The organism is Planococcus ruber (genome assembly GCF_022819085.1).
Taxonomy (GTDB): Bacteria; Bacillota; Bacilli; order Bacillales_A; family Planococcaceae; genus Planococcus; species Planococcus ruber.
The window spans coordinates 200,640-220,176 of sequence record NZ_JALHAG010000012.1 but is presented as its reverse complement, the minus strand read 5'-3'; the positions used below and the strand labels follow the sequence as shown (position 1 = coordinate 220,176).

Here is a 19,537-nt window from a genome sequence, read left to right as displayed (position 1 = left end):
TGATAATCCTGTAATTTGAGCATTGGTTTTGACAAGATTCCTTTTGTGCTATAACTTAAGGTATAATTCCTAGTAAATCTATCAGTATTAACTAGATAATTAATTACCCCTTCAGGAGGACCTTAGTTTATGAAAGCCATTTGGAAAAAATATTTAGATGCCTCGTTAATTTTAAAAATTACCGTTGCCCTTATTCTCGGCATCGTGGTTGGCGTCGTTTTCGGTGAAGACGCTGTGGCACTTGCGCCGTTCGGCGATTTGCTGTTGAACTTGCTGACCTTCTTAATCATCCCGCTCATCTTATTTACGCTGATTGTCGGCGTGAATCAGACCCAAATCGGCGACCTCGGGCGCATGGGCGGGAAAGTATTCCTCTATTACACGTTCAGTTCTGCATTTGCCATCATAGTCGGGTTAGCAGTAGCGAGCATTTTCCAGCCCGGAACCGGCATGCAGCTGGATGGGAGCGAAACGTTTGATGTTCCCGATAATCCAGGCATCCTGAGTGTTTTATTGAGCATTGTGCCGTCTAATATTTTCACAGCATTCAGTGAACTCAATCTGCTTGGCATCATTTTCACTGCTTTCGCGTTCGGCATCGCCATTTCTTATATGCGCAGTTCCTCAGAACTCGGAGAACTCGGCGGGCACCTTTATAAATCAATCGAAGCATTGAATGAAGCAACGCTGCTGATTTTGAAAATCGTCCTTCAATACGTGCCGATCGGAGTCTTTGCCATCATGGCAAAAACAGTCGGAAGCCAAGGCTTGGATACGCTTTTCTCTTTAGGGGAAATGATTCTTGTCCTGTACGCGGCACTCGCAGTCCAAATCGGCATCTACACCCTACTATTAATCCTGTTCAAAGTTAAACCGGGCCGCTTCTTTAAACAAGCGCGTACCCCAATGCTTACGGCTTTTGTCACACAAAGCAGTTCAGGGACGCTGCCGCTGACATTGACAGCTGCGAAAAATCTGGGCATCTCGAAAAGTCTCTATGGCTTCAGCATTCCGCTCGGTGCGACGATCAATATGGACGGCGCCGCGATCCGAATCGCTGTGTCGGCTGTGTTTGCCGCTAATCTAATCGGCGATCCACTGAGCCTTACGGATATGTTGTTGGTCGTGCTTGTCGGAACGCTTGCTTCCATCGGAACGGCGGGGATTCCAGGAGCGGGCATCGTCATGATTGCAACCGTCTTCGTTCAGCTCGGTTTGCCAATGGAAGCGGTAGCGCTGCTCACAGCCATCGATGCACTTGTCGGAATGGGCTGTACTGCCTTGAACGTGACCGGCGATTTGGTCGGAACTGCTGTAATCGATCAAAACGAAAAGAAACGAAATACAGCGAAAGCATCTATTTAACGAATTGAAAGGCGGCTGCAGGCAGATGCAGCCGCTTTTTTATTTTCTTATTTGTTGCTGTCCCTTCATTCGTTTTCAGGTAAAATGAAGCATAGTTTATTTTACCCGAAACCACTCAAAGGAGCCTGAGCACTGTGAATAAAGCCCAATTGAAAAAAAGAATCGACGCCGCCAACAAGCAACAAAAAGCGGACCTCGTCATTCGAAACGCGTCCATCGTCAACGTCTTTACCAAAAGCTTAACGACTGGAGACGTAGCTATTAAAGACGGCATGATTGTCGGCATCGGCCAATACGAAGGAACGGTTGAAATCGATGCTGCCGGAAAGTTCATCTCTCCCGGCTTAATCGATGCCCACGTCCATATCGAATCGTCGATGGTGACGCCTCGCCAGTTTTCGCAAGTAGTCTTGCCCCGAGGCGTCACGACAGTGATTACAGATCCCCATGAAATCGCCAATGTCAGCGGGATAGCAGGAATTGAATTCATGCTTAAAGACGCAGAATCCACGTTGCTCGACATCAAAGTGATGCTGCCTTCCTGCGTCCCTTCCACTCCGTTTGAAAATGCCGGAGCGAAATTATCTGCTGAAGACTTGGCGCCTTTTTTGCAGCGGCCCCAAGTTCTCGGCTTAGCGGAAGTGATGGATTTCCCGGCTGTCTTGCGCGGAGACGACGCCATGCTGGATAAGCTATTGCTTAGTCCGCAGATCGACGGCCACGCAGCGGGCCTTTCTGAAAACGATATTAATGTATACGGGACGGCGGGCATCTTAACTGACCACGAATGCGTCTCCAAAGAAGAAATGGTTTCGCGCCTTGAGCGCGGGATGTACGTTATGCTGCGGGAAGGATCGGTCGCCAAAAACCTTCATGCACTTCTTGAAGGCGTCACAGAACAAAATGCGCATCGCTGCTTGTTCTGCACAGACGATAAGCATCTGGATGATTTAGTGGAAGAAGGCAGCGTCGATTACAATGTCCGCGCGGCGATCCAGCAAGGCATCCAGCCGATCACCGCTATTTCAATGGGAAGTTTCAACGCGGCGCAATGCTTTGGATTAACCCGAAAAGGTGCCATTGCCCCAGGCTATGAGGCTGATTTCCTGCTGCTCGACAGCCTGGAGGATTTCACAATTGCGGAAGTTTACAAAGGCGGCGTGCTGGCCGCAAAAGATGGCCAGTACACCGGTCCAATGGAAGACATGAGCGACGCTTCTTCCGTTCAAAATACCGTTCAAATGGCGGAGCTGTCGATTCAAGACTTGCAGATTCCTTTAGGCGAAAACAAGCAAGCCCACATCATTGGCATTAATCCGAACAATCTCATCACGGAGCATTTAATTGAAACCGCATCTGAATCAAACGGTTTCTTCCGTTCAGATGCAGAAGCGGATTTATTGAAGATGGCCGTGATTGAACGCCACAGGGCGACCGGCAATATCGGACTTGGCATCGTCAAAGGGCTCGGCATCCAAAACGGAGCCATTGCGACAACCGTTGCGCATGATTCGCACAATATCATTGCCGTCGGGACGAATGATGCAGACATCCTATGTGCTGCGGATGCGCTCAACCAATTGCAAGGCGGACTCGTTGTCGTTCAAAACAGCAGAATTTTGGCCAGCCTGTCGCTGCCGATTGCCGGGCTCATGTCGAAAGAACCGTTCCCTGCCGTTTACCGCCAGCTCAAAATCTTGGATGAAAGTTTGCAGCAAATCGGTGCGCCCACTCACTTCAATGCATTTCTTACCTTATCGTTCTTGTCATTGCCGGTCATCCCCCATTTGAAATTGACCGACCGCGGCTTGTTCGATGTCGCAACTTTCCAGCATATCGAAGTCGCTGCAGAAGCCGAATAAACCCGATTTACCGCAGCAGGAACTTTTTCTGCTGTTTTTCTTTTTCCTGAGCACTTCAGTTAGTTTTTTTACCGCGCTTTGCTACACTAATGAATGGAACTTATTTCTTTATAAATAGAGGAGCGAGATAAATGCAAAACTTAACAGGAAAAACAGCTTTGATTACGGGAGCCGGCCGAGGAATCGGACGCGCAGCAGCTATGGCTTTTGCCGCAGAAGGCATTAATGTAGGGCTAGTCGGACGTACGGCAGCCAACTTGGAAAAAACAGCCGCAGAACTTGAGCAATACGGCGTGAAAACCGTATATGCTGTAGCAGACGTGGCCGATCAGGAAGCGGTCAATGCAGCCGTCGAACACATCACAGCGGAACTTGGCCCGATCGACATTTTGATCAACAATGCCGGAATCGGCAAATTCGGTAAATTCCTTGAGCTGTCGGCTGAAGAATTCAAAAACACGATCGATACGAACTTGATGGGTGTCTATTACGTAACCCGCGCAGTATTGCCGCAAATGATCGAACGCCAATCAGGCGATATCATCAACGTTGCATCAACAGCCGGACAAAAAGGTGCTCCTGTCACAAGCGCATACAGCGCATCAAAATTCGGCGTGATGGGATTAACGGAATCGTTGATGCTGGAAGTCAGAAAGCACAACATCCGCGTAACGGCTTTGACGCCAAGCACCGTGGCTACGGATCTTGCGATCGAAAGCAACCTGACAGACGGCAATCCGGAGAAAGTCTTGCAGCCGGAAGATTTGGCTGAAATGATGGTGGCGCAATTGAAACTCCACCCGCGCGTTCTCTTGAAATCAGCTGGCCTTTGGTCCACTAACCCTTAATAAGCAATATATGAAAACACCTCCGATTTTTGTCGGAGGTGTTTTTAGGTTGTCTAAAACCATGCCAGTGCTGGATAGCTTTTTAAAGATATGACCTATTCCAATGTTTTTACAGGTTCATCATTGATCGCATAATGATAGCTGGTCGCGGCATTAAGTGAATGAATGACGGTGCAATACGTTTCGCTTGAAAGTTTGATTGCCCGAATGACTTTGTCTTCCGGAAGATCGCCTTTTAAATAATACGTGATGGCAATTTCAGTGAAACGCTTTGGATGTTCTTCAGCACGAGTGCCTTCGATATCCATATAAAATTCATCCACTTTTAAGCGCATTTTATTGAGCACTAAGACAATGTCCATTCCGGTACAAACCGCCGCCGCATGCAATAATACTTCAGGCGGCCGAGGCCCGCTATTCGCGCCCCCACTTTCTTCCCCCGCATCGAGCAGCACCCGGTGGCCCGATTCCGTCAAGCCATCAAAAGCCATTCCACCGTTCCAGTTCAATCTTGCTTTCATTCCCCATCACCCTTTCCAGTTTTCTTCCCTATACCCTTTTATTGAAATGTTTCATCCGTTAAGTTGCACAATAAAAAATATTATTAATTTGCTACTTTAATAAAAAATTATTTTCTAACTGCAGACATTCTACATACAGGGGATTACACTTTGAGTAAACATCGTCAAAGAAATTCGCTCGTTGACGAAAGCGAAAGTTATACTGTACAACTTATACAATCCGTTCCACTTAAACAGCCCATTTCATAATATCGCTGATCTGTACTTGCCGGAACTTAACGCCATGTATAAAGACGTCGCTAACTCGCATAAGAATGTGAAATTGACCGATTCCTACCAGGCATTTGGCGATAACCAAGCGAAGTATTTGATCAAAGGAGACATTCACCCGACCAAAGCCGGCCATGAAAAGCTTGCGAAAATCGGCTTAAAAGCATTAAGCCATAAGCACGTACACCAACACCGTTAACGAAATGAAAAAGCGGCCTTCATGTTGAAGGCCGCTTTTTTCCGTATATTTTTCTTTTATCGTTCCCCTCGATGAGTTGGTCGAAATGCGTTTATAGTCTGATCAATCATGGACACCTTGTTTAACCGGCACCGCAAGCAGCTCTTTCAAGTGGCGGTCGATTTGCCCGTGGTACGCTTCCCCTTCGCCGCCAAACAATCCAAAATGACCGGCAATGCTCGTAATCACCCGGAGCTCGCTGTTCGGAATCATTCTCTGTTCCCGCTCGCAATCGCTTGGCGGGAAAAACATATCGGTATCGATCGGCATGGCATACGTGACAGCTTTTATGCGCCCAAGCGCCGCTTCAAGGTTCCCGTCCGCTAACCGGCTAACGTCTCCTCTCTGCCATTTCCATGCCATGGCAAGCAAGGCATTCGGATCCATCGCTTGGAAAAACGGCTCCAAAAATCCGCCAACCAATTCATCCACTGAGGCTACGCCAAACAAATCCCATTTTTCCTGATTGAAAAACTCCGGACAAAAGCCCATAACGGCCCAGATATCCGCATGGCGCTTCAAGCCGTCCGCCACTTCTGTATGGGACGTGTAATTGCCGCCGTTCCAGCCCGGATCAGAAGTGATCGCATCCATCAATGTCTGCGTGAAAAGGAAATCATGGACTGTATTTTTTGCTGTGCCGGCAATTGGCGCCGCCCGTTTGACCATGTCCGGGAAACGGACGGCCCATTCGTACGTTTGCTGCGCCCCCATCGAACCGCCGACCACTAAAGCCAACTCTTCAATTCCGAATTTTTCCGTGATCAATCGATGCTGCGCCCGCACATCGTCCCCAATCCGCACTTTCGGGAAACCGCTCATGCTGATCGCGTCCGGGCTATTATGCGGTGAGCTCGACAAGCCATTTCCGATTTGGTTGGCCACCACGATAAAATATTCCGTCGGATCAAGCGCTCTGCCTTCTCCGATATAAGATTCGTAATCTTTGCTCGTTCCTGAAAACCAAGTCGGTATCAGAATGGCATTCGTTTTCGCTTCATTCAATTGCCCATGCGTCGCATACGCCAATTGGCAATTAGGAATCAGGCCACCTTCTTCCAACTCAAAATCCCCCAGCTCATAAATCTCAAATGGCCCGTGATTTTCTTGTGAATAAAACAGATTCTCAATCATCAACATTCCGCCCTTCCCCTGGATTTTCCTCAATTTAGGAAGCAAGGTGTTCAGGTATGGAGAAAGTCTAACTACTTCCCAGGTCAATTATACATGCCTAACGCCTTAAATAAAACAGAATTTTCTGTTTATAAAAAGAAAGATTGCGATTTTTCATGTCCTGCTATTTCCCATTTTCCCTGTTAAAATAAGATAAAAAAGTTTATATTTAATAGTTAGAGTAAAAAATATCAAAGAAATTGCGGGAAAGAAGGAATAGTATATGAGTGCAATACCCCAAAAACGTAAAATGAGCATTGGAAGAATCATCAAAAAAGCATTGCCGATCATCATCGGTGCCTTTATCACAGCCTATGGACTTGAAGCTGTATTAATTCCAAACAATGTCTCAGACGGCGGCGTCACAGGCCTCAGCATCGTCGGCTCGCAATTATTCGGTTTGCCGCTTGGCTTGCTGATCGCTGTCCTCAACATTCCGTTCGTCTATCTCGGCTATAAACAGATCGGGAAAAGCTTTGCCATCTACTCCATTACCGGCATTGCTTCCTTAGCTTATGCGACAACCGTCATGCACCACATTCCAACCATCATCGAAGGCGATACGCTGCTCGTCACAGTTATCGGAGGAATCATCATCGGTTTCGGAATGGGCCTTGCTTTGCGGAATGGCGGCGCTTTAGACGGAATCGATATGCTCGCTGTATTGCTTGCTCGCAAACTGCCGTTCGGTACGAGTGACATGATTTTATTCTTAAATTTATTTGTCTTTATCGTCGTTTCGTTCGTTTTCGGACTGCAAGGGGCTTTCCTTTCCGGAATCGCCTATTTTATCGCTTCCAAAGTCATCCACTTGGTTGAAGAAGGCTTCAGCGGCTCGAAAACGTATAAAATCATTTCACAAGAACCCGATCTTCTTGTGCAGACGATTTACGACCGCCTTGGCCGAAATGCCACTTACAGCTTGGTAAAAGGTGCTTATACAAACGATCAGTATAAAGAAATTACTTGCATTATCAACCGTTTAGAAGACAGCAAAATGAAAGAAATCATCTACGAAATCGACAAAAATGCATTCGTAGCGGTTTATGACGTCGCTGAAGTCAGAGGCGGAAACTTTAAAAAACGGGATATCCATTAATCCTCTCCTCATAAAAGACGCTAAACTCCCTAAAAACCGGGAGCTCAGCGTCTATTTTTTATCTCTATGGAATCTACTGCATATGCGGCATCTTCCTCGCCATAGCCTTCAACCACTAGTTGGTCAATCAACCCACTTTCTGAAAAAGGCGAGTATTTCAAGAAATTCTTTGCGCGAGCGACTGCCTGCTGCTGCGAAGGTGTCTCCATTTTTTTCATTTGCGCTTTCAATCTATTGATCCTTTCGTTAGACTCGCTGTTCGCCGCTTCCAACATTTCCACTTCTGCTGCCAAATCTTTAGTCGCCGCTTCGAGCTTTTCCTGCTTTTTTTGATTTTCGATTGTAGAACTATGGGCTGGGGATTGTAAGAACCCGATGCCTCCGCCGACTGCAAACGCAATGGCGACAGCCAATAGATACTTCCATTTTGTTTTAAAGAATGCCGTTTGTTTCTCCATCTTCGATTCCCTCTTTTTCTTCTTTCTCTCCACTTATTGTAGTATAACCGGGTGGTTACAGGCAGCATTTTTAGACGCCTCACGCTCTGCTGATGTTCGCTTCATCCATTTAGAAAAATAAATTTTCCAAATATCCTTGCATTTCCTTCCGAACTGGCCTATAGTTATAAACATCAAATCACAACAAACTGAATAATCGATTTCTTATCAAGAGAGACGGAGGGATTTGGCCCTACGATGTCTCAGCAACCGCCCACGGGCAAGGTGCTAATTCCAATAGGCGAGAGCCTAGAAGATGAGAAGAACAGATTTCCTGGCGGGAGCTTTCTTCTTTATTGAAGAGGGCTCTTTTTCATTTGCATGAGAGCCCTGTAAAACAAGCTTGACCCAAACTAAAAACAGAAAGCAGGAATTCCACATGACAAACCCAATTACCGAAACACCGAAAACTTTAGTTAATGCTCCGTTCAAAGCAGATCACGTCGGCAGCCTCCTCCGTCCGGACAGCATCCACCAAGCACGAAAAGAATTTAAAGAAGGCATTATCACAGCGGAACAGCTGCGGGAAGTGGAAACGACTGAAATCAAACGCATCGTCGACAAACAAATTGAAGTCGGTTTAAAGGCTGTGACTGATGGCGAATTCCGCCGAACATTCTGGCACACTGATTTCATGGCCCATATCAACGGTTTTGAAGGCTATACGCCGGAAACGGGCTACCGATTCAAAAATGTTGAAACGGAAGCATATGATGTGCGGAATATCGGCAAAATTTCCTTTAACGACAATCACCCTTTTATCAAAGACTTTACCGAGTTCAAAGAAATTGTCGGCGGCCGTGCAATCCCGAAACTGACAATTCCAAGTCCGAACCAATTCTTCAATGAAGGCATCCGTGACAAAAATCTCTATCCGGATCTTGAAGACTACGCGACAGACGTGATCCAAGCTTACCGCGATGCTTTTAAAACGTTCTATGATTTAGGCGCCCGTTATATTCAAATTGACGATGTCTATATTGCCGGCTTATCGTCTCCGGATATCCCGTTCAACGACGGCCAGTATAGCCGCGAATACTTGATCGATCTTGCACTTCGCGTCGCAAACGGCGTCCTTGAAGGCAAACCGGAAGACCTTACCGTAACGACCCATCTGTGCCGAGGCAACTACCAGTCCGACTGGGCATTTGAAGGAAGCTACGCGCTGATCGCCCCGACCCTATTCGCCAAAGAACAAGTGGACGGCTTCTTTCTGGAATACGATGACGACCGCTCCGGCAGTTTCCAACCGCTTAAACACATTCCCGCTGGCGGGCCAAAAGTGGTGCTTGGTGTCTTTACTTCGAAAAACGGCGAACTCGAAGACAAAGAAATCATTAAAGCACGTGTAGCAGAAGCGGCCAAATATGTCCCGCTTGAGCAGCTATGCATCAGTCCGCAATGTGGATTTGCCTCAACCCACCACGGCAATATCCTCACTGAACAGCAGCAATGGGACAAGCTTCGCTATATCGTCGAAATATCTGAAGAGATTTTCGGAAAATAAATAAAAGAGGCAAGCGCTGAAAAAATGGCGCTTGCCTCTTGTTTTGAAAGTTATCAAAAATTAAACGTTCACTTCTTCTTCGATTTCGACCATTTTGTACATCGACATCAACTGCCAAAGCGGTCCCGGGATATCGAGCTTGCCTTTGCGCTCTTTTGGAACACTGTGGAAAATCTCGTCTTCTTTTCCTTGTTTCACTTTTTCCGTCCATTCCGGATCAACCAATGCTTGGCGGCCCATCACGACAATATCCGCGCCTTCTTTAAGTGCTGCAACGGCGTCTTCCGGTTTTCTTATGTTTCCGACAACGACGAACGCCACGCGGCCTGCAATTTGCTTCGCCAGGATCTCAACGATTGTTCCTTCAATCGCTTCGTTATGCGGACGTTTTTTATAATCCATCAACGATACGTGCAAATAGTGGATGCCGCCTTCGATTAACTTCTCAGTCAGGACTTTTGTTTCTTCAATCGTATAGCCAACACCCAAATCGCTGTATTCCTCCGGAGACAACCGGTAGCCGATGATGAATTCTTCATTTCCGAATTCTGCTGCGACGCGTTTCACTTCCGCCAGCACAGCAAGCGGGAATTTCAAGCGGTTCTCAAAGCTGCCGCCCCACTCGTCTTCCCGGCGATTGGTTGCTTCCGAGACAAATTGCTGGAGCAGATACGTATTCGCTCCGTGAATTTCAACGCCGTCAAATCCGGCTTCGATTGCACGGCGCGTCGTTTCGCCGAAGTCACGGATGATGTCCGTAATTTCTTCCGCCGTCAACTCGCGGGGTGCCGCTTTTTCAGGCGTCCCGCCTACAGAACTTGGTGCGACCGTTTCATTGGCTTTGATCAATTCCGGCTGCCCTTGGCGTCCGCCGTGCTGCATTTGCAGGATGGCTTTATTGCCGTTGGCTTTCATTTCAGCCGCCAATTGCTTTAAGCGAGGCATAATCAATTCTTCTTCGAACGCAATGAATTGCCCAGGGAACGCGATGCCGTTCTCTGAAACAGCGATGCAGGCAGTGATGAACAGGCTGCCGATATTCGAGCGGCGGCGATAGTAAAGCAGTTCTTCATCTGATACGGTGCCATCCGGATTTCCTGAGTATGTTGTCATCGGTGCAACGCCTAAGCGGTCATTCAAAACGACGCCGTTCGGCAATGTGATTTCTTCGAATAATGCATTGAATTCTGGTTTCATCTATTGTATTCCCCTTTTCTTTTGGCTCATTTATCCAAATTAGCATAGGCGCTTCTCGACTACAAGAATTCTAGCTTACGTAATAACGGATTTTCCAACCATAAAAGAAACCCGAAAGGCACAGATGCCATTTCGGATTCCTTCTCCTTTTTTCATGAAGTGTTTATTTTGGCAAGACCGCTTTTGGAGAAATCAGCTTCGCTTCAAGCAGCTCTTCCCAGAACGCAGCGGGAATCGTCGCGTTCAATGCCTGCAGGTCTTCCTTGATACGGTCCGGCCGTGTAGAACCCGTTACGACAGCTTTCACAGCTGGGTGTGCTGTGGAGAACTGGATCGCTGCATCTTTTAAATTTACGCCGTGGTTTTTGGCGACTTCTGTAAAGTGCTCGACTTTCTTTTTCTGTTCAGGCGTGATTTCTTTGTAGTCAAAATAATCTCCGCCAAACAAAGCACCGGAGTTGAAGGAACCGCCAATGATCAGCCCGCCTTCTTTTTCAAGCGCGAGCGGCATCATACGTTCAAGCGCCCGTTCATGCTGGAGGATCGTATATTGGGTCGCAGATAAACTCAAATCCGGGTGGGCTTCTTCCAGTTCAAGCGCTACTTCGATCGGCGTTGTCGTATTGACGCCGAGCCCCCATGCTTTAATGACCCCTTCATCTCTAAGGCGATCCAGCACTTTAAAAGCTCCGCGGCGCGCTTCGTCAAACTTTGTAATCCACTCGTCCCCTAAAAAGTCGGGAGACAGATCGTGGACGAAAACCATATCGAGGCGATCAGTTTTCAAGCGCTTCAAGCTGTCTTCGATCGATTTCAACGTGCCGTCCTCGGTGTAATCCGTCTTGATTTTATTTTGCCGGCCATCTTCAAACAGCCCTTCTTTTTCTTCCTTTTCATCGAGGATGATTCGGCCGACTTTCGAGCTCAAGATAAATTCATCGCGGTTGTAAGTGGACAACACTTCCCCGAGCCGCATTTCAGCAAGTCCCGCCCCGTAGAACGGCGCTGTATCAAAATAGCGGATGCCAGCGTCCCAAGCAGAACGGATCGTCTCAAGCGCCTCCTCTTCCGGAACTTCTCTGAACATATTGCCGAGCGGCGCAGTTCCGAGTCCAAGTTTGTTCTTTATCGTCAATTCGTTTTTCATGATTGAACACCTCTTTTAGGAAATGGGTTTAAAGGAAATCACAATTCCTATTTACCCTTTGCCAATGGAGATAAACGAATGGCTTTCTTTCCATAAACAAAACAGGCACAAGAACCTTATGCCTGTTTGATTCGCAATATGCTTTTACCGCGCGTGTTTTAGGAAAAGGGAATTTCCGTTCTTGATGAATCGATAAATGGCGGCGATCAGGAAAATCACGATGCCTGCAATCAAAAGCCCTTGGATGGCCGTTGAAAGCTCCGGATCGACGCGTCCGCTGTTATACGAGCCATAGATGCCGAAGAATGCCCAGGCCAACGGCAGCGGATAAGCCGCATTTTTGTACCGGGAGATGTAAATCAAGACAAATGCGATTGCTACCACAAGAATGATCAAGGTCCATACCGAATAGGAAATGCCGAAGCCGTTCCATTCCAGCTGCACCAATAGCAGTGAAGTGTTGACGACGGTCGCAATCGTCACCCATGCACAGTAGAGGGTAAAACTAAGACCTGCAAGTGTCGATGGCACTTCAAAGCGGTGCGTATAGATCTTCCCGATGATGACGAGCAAGGAAAACAGCATACCGATGATCAACAGCGTCGAGATGCCGAGGCGTTCATAGGAAAACGCCACAATCCACGCCATATTAAAAATGGAACTCAAGATAAACCAGGGCGAAATCAGCAAGATCAGTTCGCTGACGTTCCGCTGTTTCCGCTTGATGAAGAGATACGCTAACGTAATGAACAGCAGACTATAAATAACGCCCCAAATCGAAAACGTAAATGGCGCCGGGGAAATCAAGGTCAAATACTGGTCGGAAATGTCCCCTTGGCTCTGTCCATTAAAGAAGCCGGACGAACCGAGATAATTTACGCCGAGCGTCAAAAAATAAAATACCAGATTCAATACTGCAAACAATTGCGTTTTTTTCAACATTTGATCTGTCACAATAGCTCCATCCTTTCTTATTTATGATTAGCAGTTTACAATCGTCCGGCCTAAATGCTCTCCGTTTTTCAAGGCATCAATGGTTTTGGGCACTTCTTCAAGCGATACTTCATCCACCAAAGTTGTGCCGGCAATATTCCAATCCGTTGCGATTTTTTCCCAAATCGGAGCGCGCTTTTCAATCGGCACGTTTACGGAATCGATGCCGAGCAGATTGATTCCTCTTAGGATAAACGGCAGGACCGTTGTCTTCAGTTCGACGCCGGCAGCCATTCCGCAAGTGCTGATGCTGCCGCCGTAGGAAATTTGCGGAATCAAGACAGACGTCACATCGCCTCCGACTGTATCCAATACAAAATCGAATTTTTGTTTATTCAATGGCTTTTTCAGCTCGCCCAACTCATCCGGGAAAATGACAGTATGGGCACCGAGTGATTTGGCCACCTCTGCCTGATGGTCTTTCCGGACCAATGCCGTAATGTTCCCGTAGCCGATTTTCGCGAGCATCTGTACGGCAATGCTTCCGACGCCGCCAGTTGAACCGGTCACGAGAACTTTCGGATTGTTCGCCGGGTCCATCCCCGCTTTCTCCAGCGCCAATATCGACAGGGCCGCTGTGAATCCGGCTGTCCCGAAAACCATCGCATCCCGTAAGCTTAACTGCTCCGGCAACGGCACCACCCAATCGGCTGGAATCCGCGCATACTCAGCGAATCCACCGGTATGGCTCATCCCCATTTCAAAACCGGTAACGATCACTTCCTGCCCTTCTGTAAAACGGGAATCTTCCGAACGCACCACCGTGCCGCTCAAATCGATTCCCGGAATCATCGGATAGTTCCGGATCACGCCGCCGTTTTTCTGCACCGCCAGCATGTCTTTATAATTGATCGAAGAATACGCCACTTTGATGAAGACTTCGCCTTTCGACAATTGGCCTTCCCCAATTTGCTCCACTCCGTAAGCCAGTTCGCCTTCCTTTTCGTTCACCACAATCGCTTTAAAAGAATTCATTCGTAATCCCTCCTTCCTTCTCTCTTCCCTAATAGGCTTGGCGGCAAAACACGATAGAGAAGATAAAAAGCACACCTGCTTTTTTACAGGTGTGCTTCTCCGTCCCATTCAGTTTTCCAACGCTATTTTAATATGTGCCAAATGATGCTCTTCATGCCAGCACAGCTTTGCAAGTTTGGTCGCGACACTGATCTCACCATTAGTTTCTTGAGTGAAAACGCGCTTCAATTGATCTTCCGTCACGTGCTTCCCAAGTGCCACGATCCGTTCGTTCAGCCCCTCGAGCATTCGAATTGAACTTTCCACCGGCAATTCATTGTCGGGAAGCTCCGCCCATTTTTCCTGGTCAAAAGCCGGAACGGCCGGATTGTCGTCCGTCAATGCGAGTCGCAGGCGCTGATACATATTCAGCTGGGAATCCGCAATATGGTGCACGAGTTGGCGGATTGTCCAACTGCCTTCTCTGTACCTTTTGCCCAGCTGCTCATCAGTTAACGAATCTACCGTTTCGCGAAGGCGCGTGGTATAGCTTTCGATTTTTTCGAACCATCCATTCAGATCTTCCGCTTTCACATGTTCAGGAACTTCTAATTTTCCAATCGGAAATTTCACATCCATTTGTCCAACCTCTTTCCCTTATGCGTATTTGAAAATCGTTCGGTTCACGCTCAATATATCAACGGGGCGGGCTTTTGTAAACCGAATGCTTTACTTTAAAATCCCTTTGTCTTTCGCTTCTTTCAGCCACATCGGAAATTCGTTCAGCAGCTGATTGTATAATTCCTCGTCCGACACTTGGCTGATATCGTCCACATGGAAGAAGTTCGCATTGTCGACGACCCGGCCGCCCATCGTGTCCAGCCGCCGCAAAACATCGAAATTCGAATCGCCAATGCCGACAAACTGCCAGAAAATCGGCTTGTCCGAGGACTCCACGATGAATTTCTTGATGCCGGATTTGCATCCGCCGTCATTGATGAACACCAGAAACACCGGCTCATCGCTCGGATCCTGCTTCGTATACTTGCGGATCACATCTTCCATCACTTTCGGCTCATCGTTGCGGCCAAATTTATGGACGCCGCTATTCGACAGGATGTTCTTTTCCACGTAGCCCATGAAAGTGGCTTCAGTCGCTGCCGGCAACCGGGAAAATTCGTTGTCGTACACCCAGACATCCAACTCACCGTCGTCATCGAACTGGCTCGCGACTGCGAGCACCCGCTCGACCACTTCCTGCACAACGCCTTCTTTGTACAATCTTCTCATGGACCCGGAAATGTCGAGGACCACACCGACTCTTGCTTTGACTCCGGTCAGCTTTTTCTTTTCAAGCACAATCGTTGCCGATTTTTTCTTTAGATCGATTCCGCTGATTTTCTCTTCTTTCTCCGGCTTTTTGAAAAGGCCTAATTTATCAAATAAACCCAACGCATCCGCCTCCTGTACTGTTCTTGGTTCAAGTATACCGAGTTCCCAAACGAAAGGACAGCTTCTCCTAAAAATGTAAAAAGAAAAAGCACAGCGGAAAATAGTTCCACTGTGCCTGGCAAATCTTTCTACATTTTCACTAACAATTTTGCGATAAGGGCCGCCCGCTTCGGCAGTTCCGAAATGACGATTTGTTCGTTGCGTGCATGGATTCCGACACCTAGCGCACCTAAACCGTCAATTGTCGGAATGCCCATAGCCGCGGTGATATTGCCGTCACTCGCCCCGCCGACCGATGCCTCATCAAGCTCCAAGCCAAGTTCAGCTCCGGCTGCCTTCGCCATTTCAACAAGCCGGGCAGTTTGTTCGGTACGTTCCATCGGCGGGCGTGAAATGTCCCCTTCTACCGCAAGTTCCGTACCTTCTAAAAACGGCTTCAACCCGCGGATCAGCTTCTCAATTCGCTCCTGTTCGCTGGTCGAAGTGGCCCGAACGTCCACACCGATTTCTGCGCTGTCCGGCACGACATTCAGTTTGCCGCCGCCTTTGACCAATCCGATATTGATGGTCGTGCCTTTTTCGTAATCCGTCTGCGACTCCAAATACTCGACCGCACGTGCCGCAGCACGCAGTGCATTGGCGCCTTCGTGATGGCTGTTTCCTGCATGGGCGGATTTTCCGGTAAAGCGGATTGTGTAGCGGGCAGATCCTTTGCGCGCAGTTTTCAGCGCACCGGTTCCGACGACAGGGGGCTCGGTTACAAGAGCTGCGCTGCATCCTTCAGCTGTACGGCGGATGACGTCTCTTGAAGACGGACTGCCGATTTCTTCTTCGCTCGTAAACAAGTAGACGATTTTCTTCTGCAGCGGAAGTCCAAGTTCTTTGATCGCCTTCAACGCCCAAATCCCTTGGACCAAACCGCCTTTCATGTCGAGGATGCCTGGTCCGTAGGCGGTATCCCCTTCCAACCGGTATGGCAGCTCGCCCGGGTCCCACACTGTGTCAAAATGGGAGAGGATAAGGACCGATTCTTCCCCTTCACCAACTTCCAGCTTGTAGTGATTCCCGTATTCTTTTTCCGGAATCACTTCTGCCTGTTTGCCGATATGGCGTTCCAGCAATTCCTGGATGCGCATTCCGCAGCGGTCAGTTGTTTCCTTATCAAGTGAAGGCGAATCGCTTTCCACCAAATAACGGATGTCTTCCAATATTTCTTTTTGGTGTTCTTCCATATACCTCAACACTGAATCCATCGGTAGCCCTTCTTTCTTTTTCGATTTATTGATAGCCGGTAAGGACGGCAATGCCGACCATAGCAATGCCGACAACTGTCCACAGCAGCATAAGCGGCAAGACAAACTTAAACCATTTTGAATATGGAATTTTCCCGACAGCGAGAACCGCCATCAAAATTCCGGAAGTCGGCGCAATGATATTTGTCGTACCGTCACCAAGTTTAAAGGCAAGGACGGCTGTCTGCCGTGTAATATCCAGCATATCTGCAAGCGGCACCATGAACGGCATGACGATCGCAGCTTGGCCCGTGCCCGATGTGATGATCAGATTGAACAGCAAATTGAAGATGAACATGGCGATTGCTGCGAGAAACAGCGGAAGCTCCGCCATCGGGATAAAGGCTGTATTGACGATCGTATCAAGCACTTTGCCGTTCTCGAGGACAATTACGACCGCTCGTGCCAGTCCAATAACGAGCGCTCCGTAGACAATTCCTTGAGCCCCTTTGATGAAGACTTGTACGTATTCGTTCATTCTGAGGCGCCCGACAATCGCTGCCGCAATCGACATCATGATGAAAATTCCGGCCAATTCGTTCGTACTCCATTCAAACTGGAACACACCGTAAATGAAAAATGCCATAAATAATAATGATGTGAGAAGCACCAATTTGTGGCGGCCGGTAAACGGCCCGAATTCTTCCACTTTTGGTTGATCTGTTCCATCCGTCTCCGAAAACTTGATGATGCTCTTAGACGGATCTTTGCTGATGCGTTTTACATAAAGCAATATGTACGTCATTGTAATAACCAACAAAATAAAGAAGGCTGTCAGCCGCAAGTGCCAGCCAGAAAACAGCGGCAATTCCGCAATCGATTGAGCAAGCCCCGTGATGACCGGATCGAACGTCCCCGTTGCAACGCCGACGTACTGCCCGAGATACACCATCGCGACACCGATGATCGGATCCAGTTTCAGTGCCCTGGCTAAAATAATCCCAATCGGAATAAAAGCAATAATGGCATTTCCGCTAATGCCGACAAAATCCATCATAGCGAAAATCATGATAAACGCAGCAACCAGCACGTATTTCTGGTTTTTCGCGCGGCCAATCAATGCGTTGACGCCCGAATTGATGGCACCGGTATGATCAATAACCCCGACCGCACCGCCAATGATCAACACCATGAAAATAATCGGTGCCGAATCGACCAAGCCTTGCTGAATCGAAGTGAAAATCGACAGCAGCGTCGTTGGATCGTTCTCGATGCGTTCATAAGTTCCTTCTATTACAATATTGCGGCCATCCACTTCTTCCCGCTGAAATTCTCCAGCAGGTACAATGTAAGTCAAAAGAACCGCCAGCAATAAAATTGCAAAGATGATGACAAACGCATCCGGCATTTCAAAACGCCTTTTCTTCACTTTTTCCATATCTCCTTCTCCTTTTGAAATCAATACTTTCGAGAAGAAAGATTGACTTTCCTCGCCTGTAATCCCATATACCGATTTCTTTTTATTTTCATTATTTTCCAATAATAATTTTAACAATCCATATTTACCATGTCAAACATATTTGCGGATTTTTCTAATAATTCAAGATAAGCATTCTGCTCAGCTTTGGCAAGTGCAAAAAAAAGATTGGACAGAAAACTGTCCAATCTTTTTGTCAGATGGAGTGACTCGAGGAAATGCATTTCTTCTACAATACTTATTCCCAAAAAGGATTCTTCCACTCCATCAACAATGCATACCCTCTAGATTCATCATCTTCCAAATAATTCGTGACGACTGTCACCGGCGTCCTTCCGCAGCGAAGCAAAAACGAAATGACCGGGTCTTTCAATTTCCCTTCGATTACGCTTTTTGCGTATTGTTCGGCCGTAAGTTTATCGGCGTAGCGGCGGTAGCCCGGCATCCTGCCGCCTCCAAGCACGCGCTCCAACCCGTCCTGCACAGTGCGTTCATATAAAGCTTGCATCAACAGATGGCCTAGCTTCAGCGAACGGAATTTTGGGCGAATGCAAATATCGACGACATAAAGCGTCTTGCCGTCCGGCTTATGGTTACGGATAAAACCGTTGTCCGTCGCTTCTTCCCACGTATGTTCAGGGTGCGCCGGATCAAAATCCGTCAGCAGCGCCGTAATCGATCCGGCAAGTTCCCCATCGATTTCCACGCAGATGGCCCCTTCCGGATACAATGCCACGTGATTCGCCAGTTGCTCCTCACTCCACCAGAGCTCCGACGGAAACGGCGGCGGAAAACTTTCCTGCTGGATTGCGATCAATTCGGGAAAATCAGTCCGGCTGTAATTGCGGACCACTGCTGCTACAGGCTTTTCATCTTCAAAAACGTATTGCTTTTTTTCGTACATGGCTCTTCCTCCAGAAACGTTTGTTTTCATTATGAAGGAAATAAAAAATAAGTAAATTAAAGCAATCACTCATCGTTTCGATTCTGAATGATCCGGGTATACAGATAACTAAATAAAATCCAGGAGGAATCAACCGTGAAGAAAAAATGGATTCCCGCGTTGCTGGCATTCGGATTATTGGCCGCATCTCCCATAGCTATTCAACCAGCGGAAGCAACCAGCCACACCACTGCTGTCCAGGAAAACAAGCTGCCAGCCAACTTGGCAAATCTCATGAAAATTGCCCCGGAGCATCAGTTTACCCTGCGTAAAGGAAGCAAACGGATTGAAGTGAAACTCCTCCAATGGACTTTGAATCATTACGGATTAAAAACAGAGGTTGATGGCATTTTCGGCAATAAAACTTTGGCGAATGTCCGGAAATACCAAGCGGAAAAAGGCTTGAAAGCCGATGGCATTGTCGGCATGTATACATGGGCCGCACTTTATGCGGAACACGAGAAACCTGCAGAGCCGGACGGTGAACTGCCGGCGAAACTCCGGAACTTAATGGACATTGCGCCGGAGCATCAGTTTATCCTGCGTGAAGGAAGCAAACGCATTGAAGTCCAACTGCTTCAATGGACTCTGAATGAATATGGACTGCCCACCACGGTTGATGGCATCTTCGGTCCAAAGACCAAACAAAACGTTTTAAAGTATCAAGCCGCTAAAGGTTTGAAAGTCGATGGCGTAGTCGGCACCTATACATGGGCAGCGCTATACGCAGAATATCGGTAACATTAAATCAAGCCCGTCCGG

19 protein-coding genes and 1 riboswitch are annotated in these 19,537 nt (G+C 47.7%); of the genes, 7 read left to right on the top strand and 12 right to left on the bottom strand.

The annotated features are described in order from the left end of the window. The first annotated feature begins 129 nt into the window (after positions 1–129). The 3 genes from MTR82_RS15860 (at position 130) to MTR82_RS15850 (ending at position 4,075) form a co-directional block, all read left to right on the top strand. Complete coding sequence (locus MTR82_RS15860) at positions 130–1,365, top strand: dicarboxylate/amino acid:cation symporter (protein ID WP_246809835.1); 1,236 nt, start codon at positions 130–132, stop codon at positions 1,363–1,365. 134 nt (positions 1,366–1,499) lie between these two features. After that, on the top strand, positions 1,500–3,227 hold the full coding sequence (gene ade, locus MTR82_RS15855) for an adenine deaminase (protein WP_246809834.1): 1,728 nt from the start codon (positions 1,500–1,502) through the stop codon (positions 3,225–3,227). A gap of 131 nt (positions 3,228–3,358) precedes the next feature. Next, a complete protein-coding gene (locus MTR82_RS15850) occupies positions 3,359–4,075 on the top strand; it encodes a 3-ketoacyl-ACP reductase (protein ID WP_246809833.1) in 717 nt (238 codons plus the stop codon). A 95-nt stretch (positions 4,076–4,170) separates the two neighbouring features. Here the strand turns inward: MTR82_RS15850 and MTR82_RS15845 are convergent, their stop codons facing one another. Continuing rightward, the gene (locus MTR82_RS15845) at positions 4,171–4,596 is read right to left on the bottom strand and encodes an OsmC family protein (RefSeq protein WP_246809832.1); all 426 of its coding nucleotides are present in this window, start codon (positions 4,594–4,596) and stop codon (positions 4,171–4,173) included. Between the two features lie 160 nt (positions 4,597–4,756). Here MTR82_RS15845 and MTR82_RS15840 point away from each other — a divergent pair, with 160 nt between their 5' ends. Further along, the gene (locus tag MTR82_RS15840) at positions 4,757–5,065 is read left to right on the top strand and encodes an SGNH/GDSL hydrolase family protein (RefSeq protein WP_341801992.1); all 309 of its coding nucleotides are present in this window, start codon (positions 4,757–4,759) and stop codon (positions 5,063–5,065) included. A 102-nt stretch (positions 5,066–5,167) separates the two neighbouring features. Here the strand turns inward: MTR82_RS15840 and MTR82_RS15835 are convergent, their stop codons facing one another. Then, positions 5,168–6,244, bottom strand: coding sequence for an alpha/beta fold hydrolase (locus MTR82_RS15835; RefSeq protein WP_279577115.1), 1,077 nt, complete (start codon positions 6,242–6,244; stop codon positions 5,168–5,170). A 256-nt stretch (positions 6,245–6,500) separates the two neighbouring features. Between MTR82_RS15835 and MTR82_RS15830 the strand changes: the two genes are divergently transcribed. Next, positions 6,501–7,376, top strand: a complete 876-nt coding sequence (locus MTR82_RS15830; RefSeq protein WP_052652749.1) for a YitT family protein — start codon at positions 6,501–6,503, stop codon at positions 7,374–7,376. 44 nt (positions 7,377–7,420) lie between these two features. Here MTR82_RS15830 and MTR82_RS15825 read toward each other — a convergent pair whose 3' ends face one another. Next, a complete protein-coding gene (locus MTR82_RS15825) occupies positions 7,421–7,834 on the bottom strand; it encodes an Ltp family lipoprotein (RefSeq protein WP_246809830.1) in 414 nt (137 codons plus the stop codon). A gap of 201 nt (positions 7,835–8,035) precedes the next feature. Next, positions 8,036–8,136, top strand: a riboswitch (SAM riboswitch). A 116-nt stretch (positions 8,137–8,252) separates the two neighbouring features. Between MTR82_RS15825 and MTR82_RS15820 the strand changes: the two genes are divergently transcribed. Beyond that, complete coding sequence (locus tag MTR82_RS15820; protein ID WP_246809829.1) at positions 8,253–9,380, top strand: 5-methyltetrahydropteroyltriglutamate--homocysteine S-methyltransferase; 1,128 nt, start codon at positions 8,253–8,255, stop codon at positions 9,378–9,380. Positions 9,381–9,440: 60 nt separating this feature from the next. Here the strand turns inward: MTR82_RS15820 and MTR82_RS15815 are convergent, their stop codons facing one another. The 9 genes from MTR82_RS15815 to MTR82_RS15775 all read right to left on the bottom strand — a co-directional run bounded on the left by MTR82_RS15815 (position 9,441) and on the right by MTR82_RS15775 (position 18,736). After that, entirely contained in the window at positions 9,441–10,577 is a 1,137-nt protein-coding gene (locus tag MTR82_RS15815; RefSeq protein ID WP_246809828.1) for an NADH-dependent flavin oxidoreductase, read from the bottom strand. Between the two features lie 163 nt (positions 10,578–10,740). Continuing rightward, positions 10,741–11,724, bottom strand: coding sequence for an aldo/keto reductase (locus tag MTR82_RS15810; protein WP_052652757.1), 984 nt, complete (start codon positions 11,722–11,724; stop codon positions 10,741–10,743). A 144-nt stretch (positions 11,725–11,868) separates the two neighbouring features. Further along, positions 11,869–12,678: a tryptophan-rich sensory protein gene (locus tag MTR82_RS15805; RefSeq protein ID WP_052652759.1), complete on the bottom strand. Its 810-nt coding sequence runs from the start codon at positions 12,676–12,678 to the stop codon at positions 11,869–11,871. 27 nt (positions 12,679–12,705) lie between these two features. Then, positions 12,706–13,692, bottom strand: a complete 987-nt coding sequence (locus tag MTR82_RS15800; protein ID WP_246809827.1) for a YhdH/YhfP family quinone oxidoreductase — start codon at positions 13,690–13,692, stop codon at positions 12,706–12,708. 108 nt (positions 13,693–13,800) lie between these two features. Then, a complete protein-coding gene (locus MTR82_RS15795) occupies positions 13,801–14,310 on the bottom strand; it encodes a YfiT family bacillithiol transferase (RefSeq protein ID WP_246809826.1) in 510 nt (169 codons plus the stop codon). Between the two features lie 90 nt (positions 14,311–14,400). Then, entirely contained in the window at positions 14,401–15,069 is a 669-nt protein-coding gene (locus MTR82_RS15790; protein ID WP_246809960.1) for a vWA domain-containing protein, read from the bottom strand. A gap of 182 nt (positions 15,070–15,251) precedes the next feature. Further along, complete coding sequence (locus MTR82_RS15785; RefSeq protein ID WP_246809825.1) at positions 15,252–16,376, bottom strand: M20 family metallopeptidase; 1,125 nt, start codon at positions 16,374–16,376, stop codon at positions 15,252–15,254. A 25-nt stretch (positions 16,377–16,401) separates the two neighbouring features. Next, positions 16,402–17,793 (bottom strand): YfcC family protein, encoded by a 1,392-nt coding sequence (locus MTR82_RS15780; protein WP_246809824.1) that lies wholly within the window; start codon positions 17,791–17,793, stop codon positions 16,402–16,404. A gap of 277 nt (positions 17,794–18,070) precedes the next feature. Continuing rightward, positions 18,071–18,736, bottom strand: a complete 666-nt coding sequence (locus MTR82_RS15775) for a GNAT family N-acetyltransferase (RefSeq protein WP_246809823.1) — start codon at positions 18,734–18,736, stop codon at positions 18,071–18,073. A 135-nt stretch (positions 18,737–18,871) separates the two neighbouring features. Here MTR82_RS15775 and MTR82_RS15770 point away from each other — a divergent pair, with 135 nt between their 5' ends. Further along, positions 18,872–19,516, top strand: a complete 645-nt coding sequence (locus MTR82_RS15770; RefSeq protein ID WP_246809822.1) for a peptidoglycan-binding domain-containing protein — start codon at positions 18,872–18,874, stop codon at positions 19,514–19,516. Positions 19,517–19,537 lie beyond the last annotated feature (21 nt).

Bases quoted from the DNA above. Each gene is read 5' to 3' on its own strand.
- MTR82_RS15860 (WP_246809835.1), top strand. From the start codon at position 130: ATGAAAGCCATTTGGAAAAAATATTTAGATGCCTCGTTAATTTTAAAA.
- MTR82_RS15850 (WP_246809833.1), top strand. From the start codon at position 3,359: ATGCAAAACTTAACAGGAAAAACAGCTTTGATTACGGGAGCCGGCCGA.
- MTR82_RS15845 (WP_246809832.1), bottom strand. From the start codon at position 4,596: ATGAAAGCAAGATTGAACTGGAACGGTGGAATGGCTTTTGATGGCTTG.
- MTR82_RS15835 (WP_279577115.1), bottom strand. From the start codon at position 6,244: ATGTTGATGATTGAGAATCTGTTTTATTCACAAGAAAATCACGGGCCA.
- MTR82_RS15830 (WP_052652749.1), top strand. From the start codon at position 6,501: ATGAGTGCAATACCCCAAAAACGTAAAATGAGCATTGGAAGAATCATC.
- MTR82_RS15825 (WP_246809830.1), bottom strand. From the start codon at position 7,834: ATGGAGAAACAAACGGCATTCTTTAAAACAAAATGGAAGTATCTATTG.
- MTR82_RS15820 (WP_246809829.1), top strand. From the start codon at position 8,253: ATGACAAACCCAATTACCGAAACACCGAAAACTTTAGTTAATGCTCCG.
- MTR82_RS15815 (WP_246809828.1), bottom strand. From the start codon at position 10,577: ATGAAACCAGAATTCAATGCATTATTCGAAGAAATCACATTGCCGAAC.
- MTR82_RS15810 (WP_052652757.1), bottom strand. From the start codon at position 11,724: ATGAAAAACGAATTGACGATAAAGAACAAACTTGGACTCGGAACTGCG.
- MTR82_RS15800 (WP_246809827.1), bottom strand. From the start codon at position 13,692: ATGAATTCTTTTAAAGCGATTGTGGTGAACGAAAAGGAAGGCGAACTG.
- MTR82_RS15795 (WP_246809826.1), bottom strand. From the start codon at position 14,310: ATGGATGTGAAATTTCCGATTGGAAAATTAGAAGTTCCTGAACATGTG.
- MTR82_RS15785 (WP_246809825.1), bottom strand. From the start codon at position 16,376: ATGGATTCAGTGTTGAGGTATATGGAAGAACACCAAAAAGAAATATTG.
- MTR82_RS15780 (WP_246809824.1), bottom strand. From the start codon at position 17,793: ATGGAAAAAGTGAAGAAAAGGCGTTTTGAAATGCCGGATGCGTTTGTC.
- MTR82_RS15775 (WP_246809823.1), bottom strand. From the start codon at position 18,736: ATGTACGAAAAAAAGCAATACGTTTTTGAAGATGAAAAGCCTGTAGCA.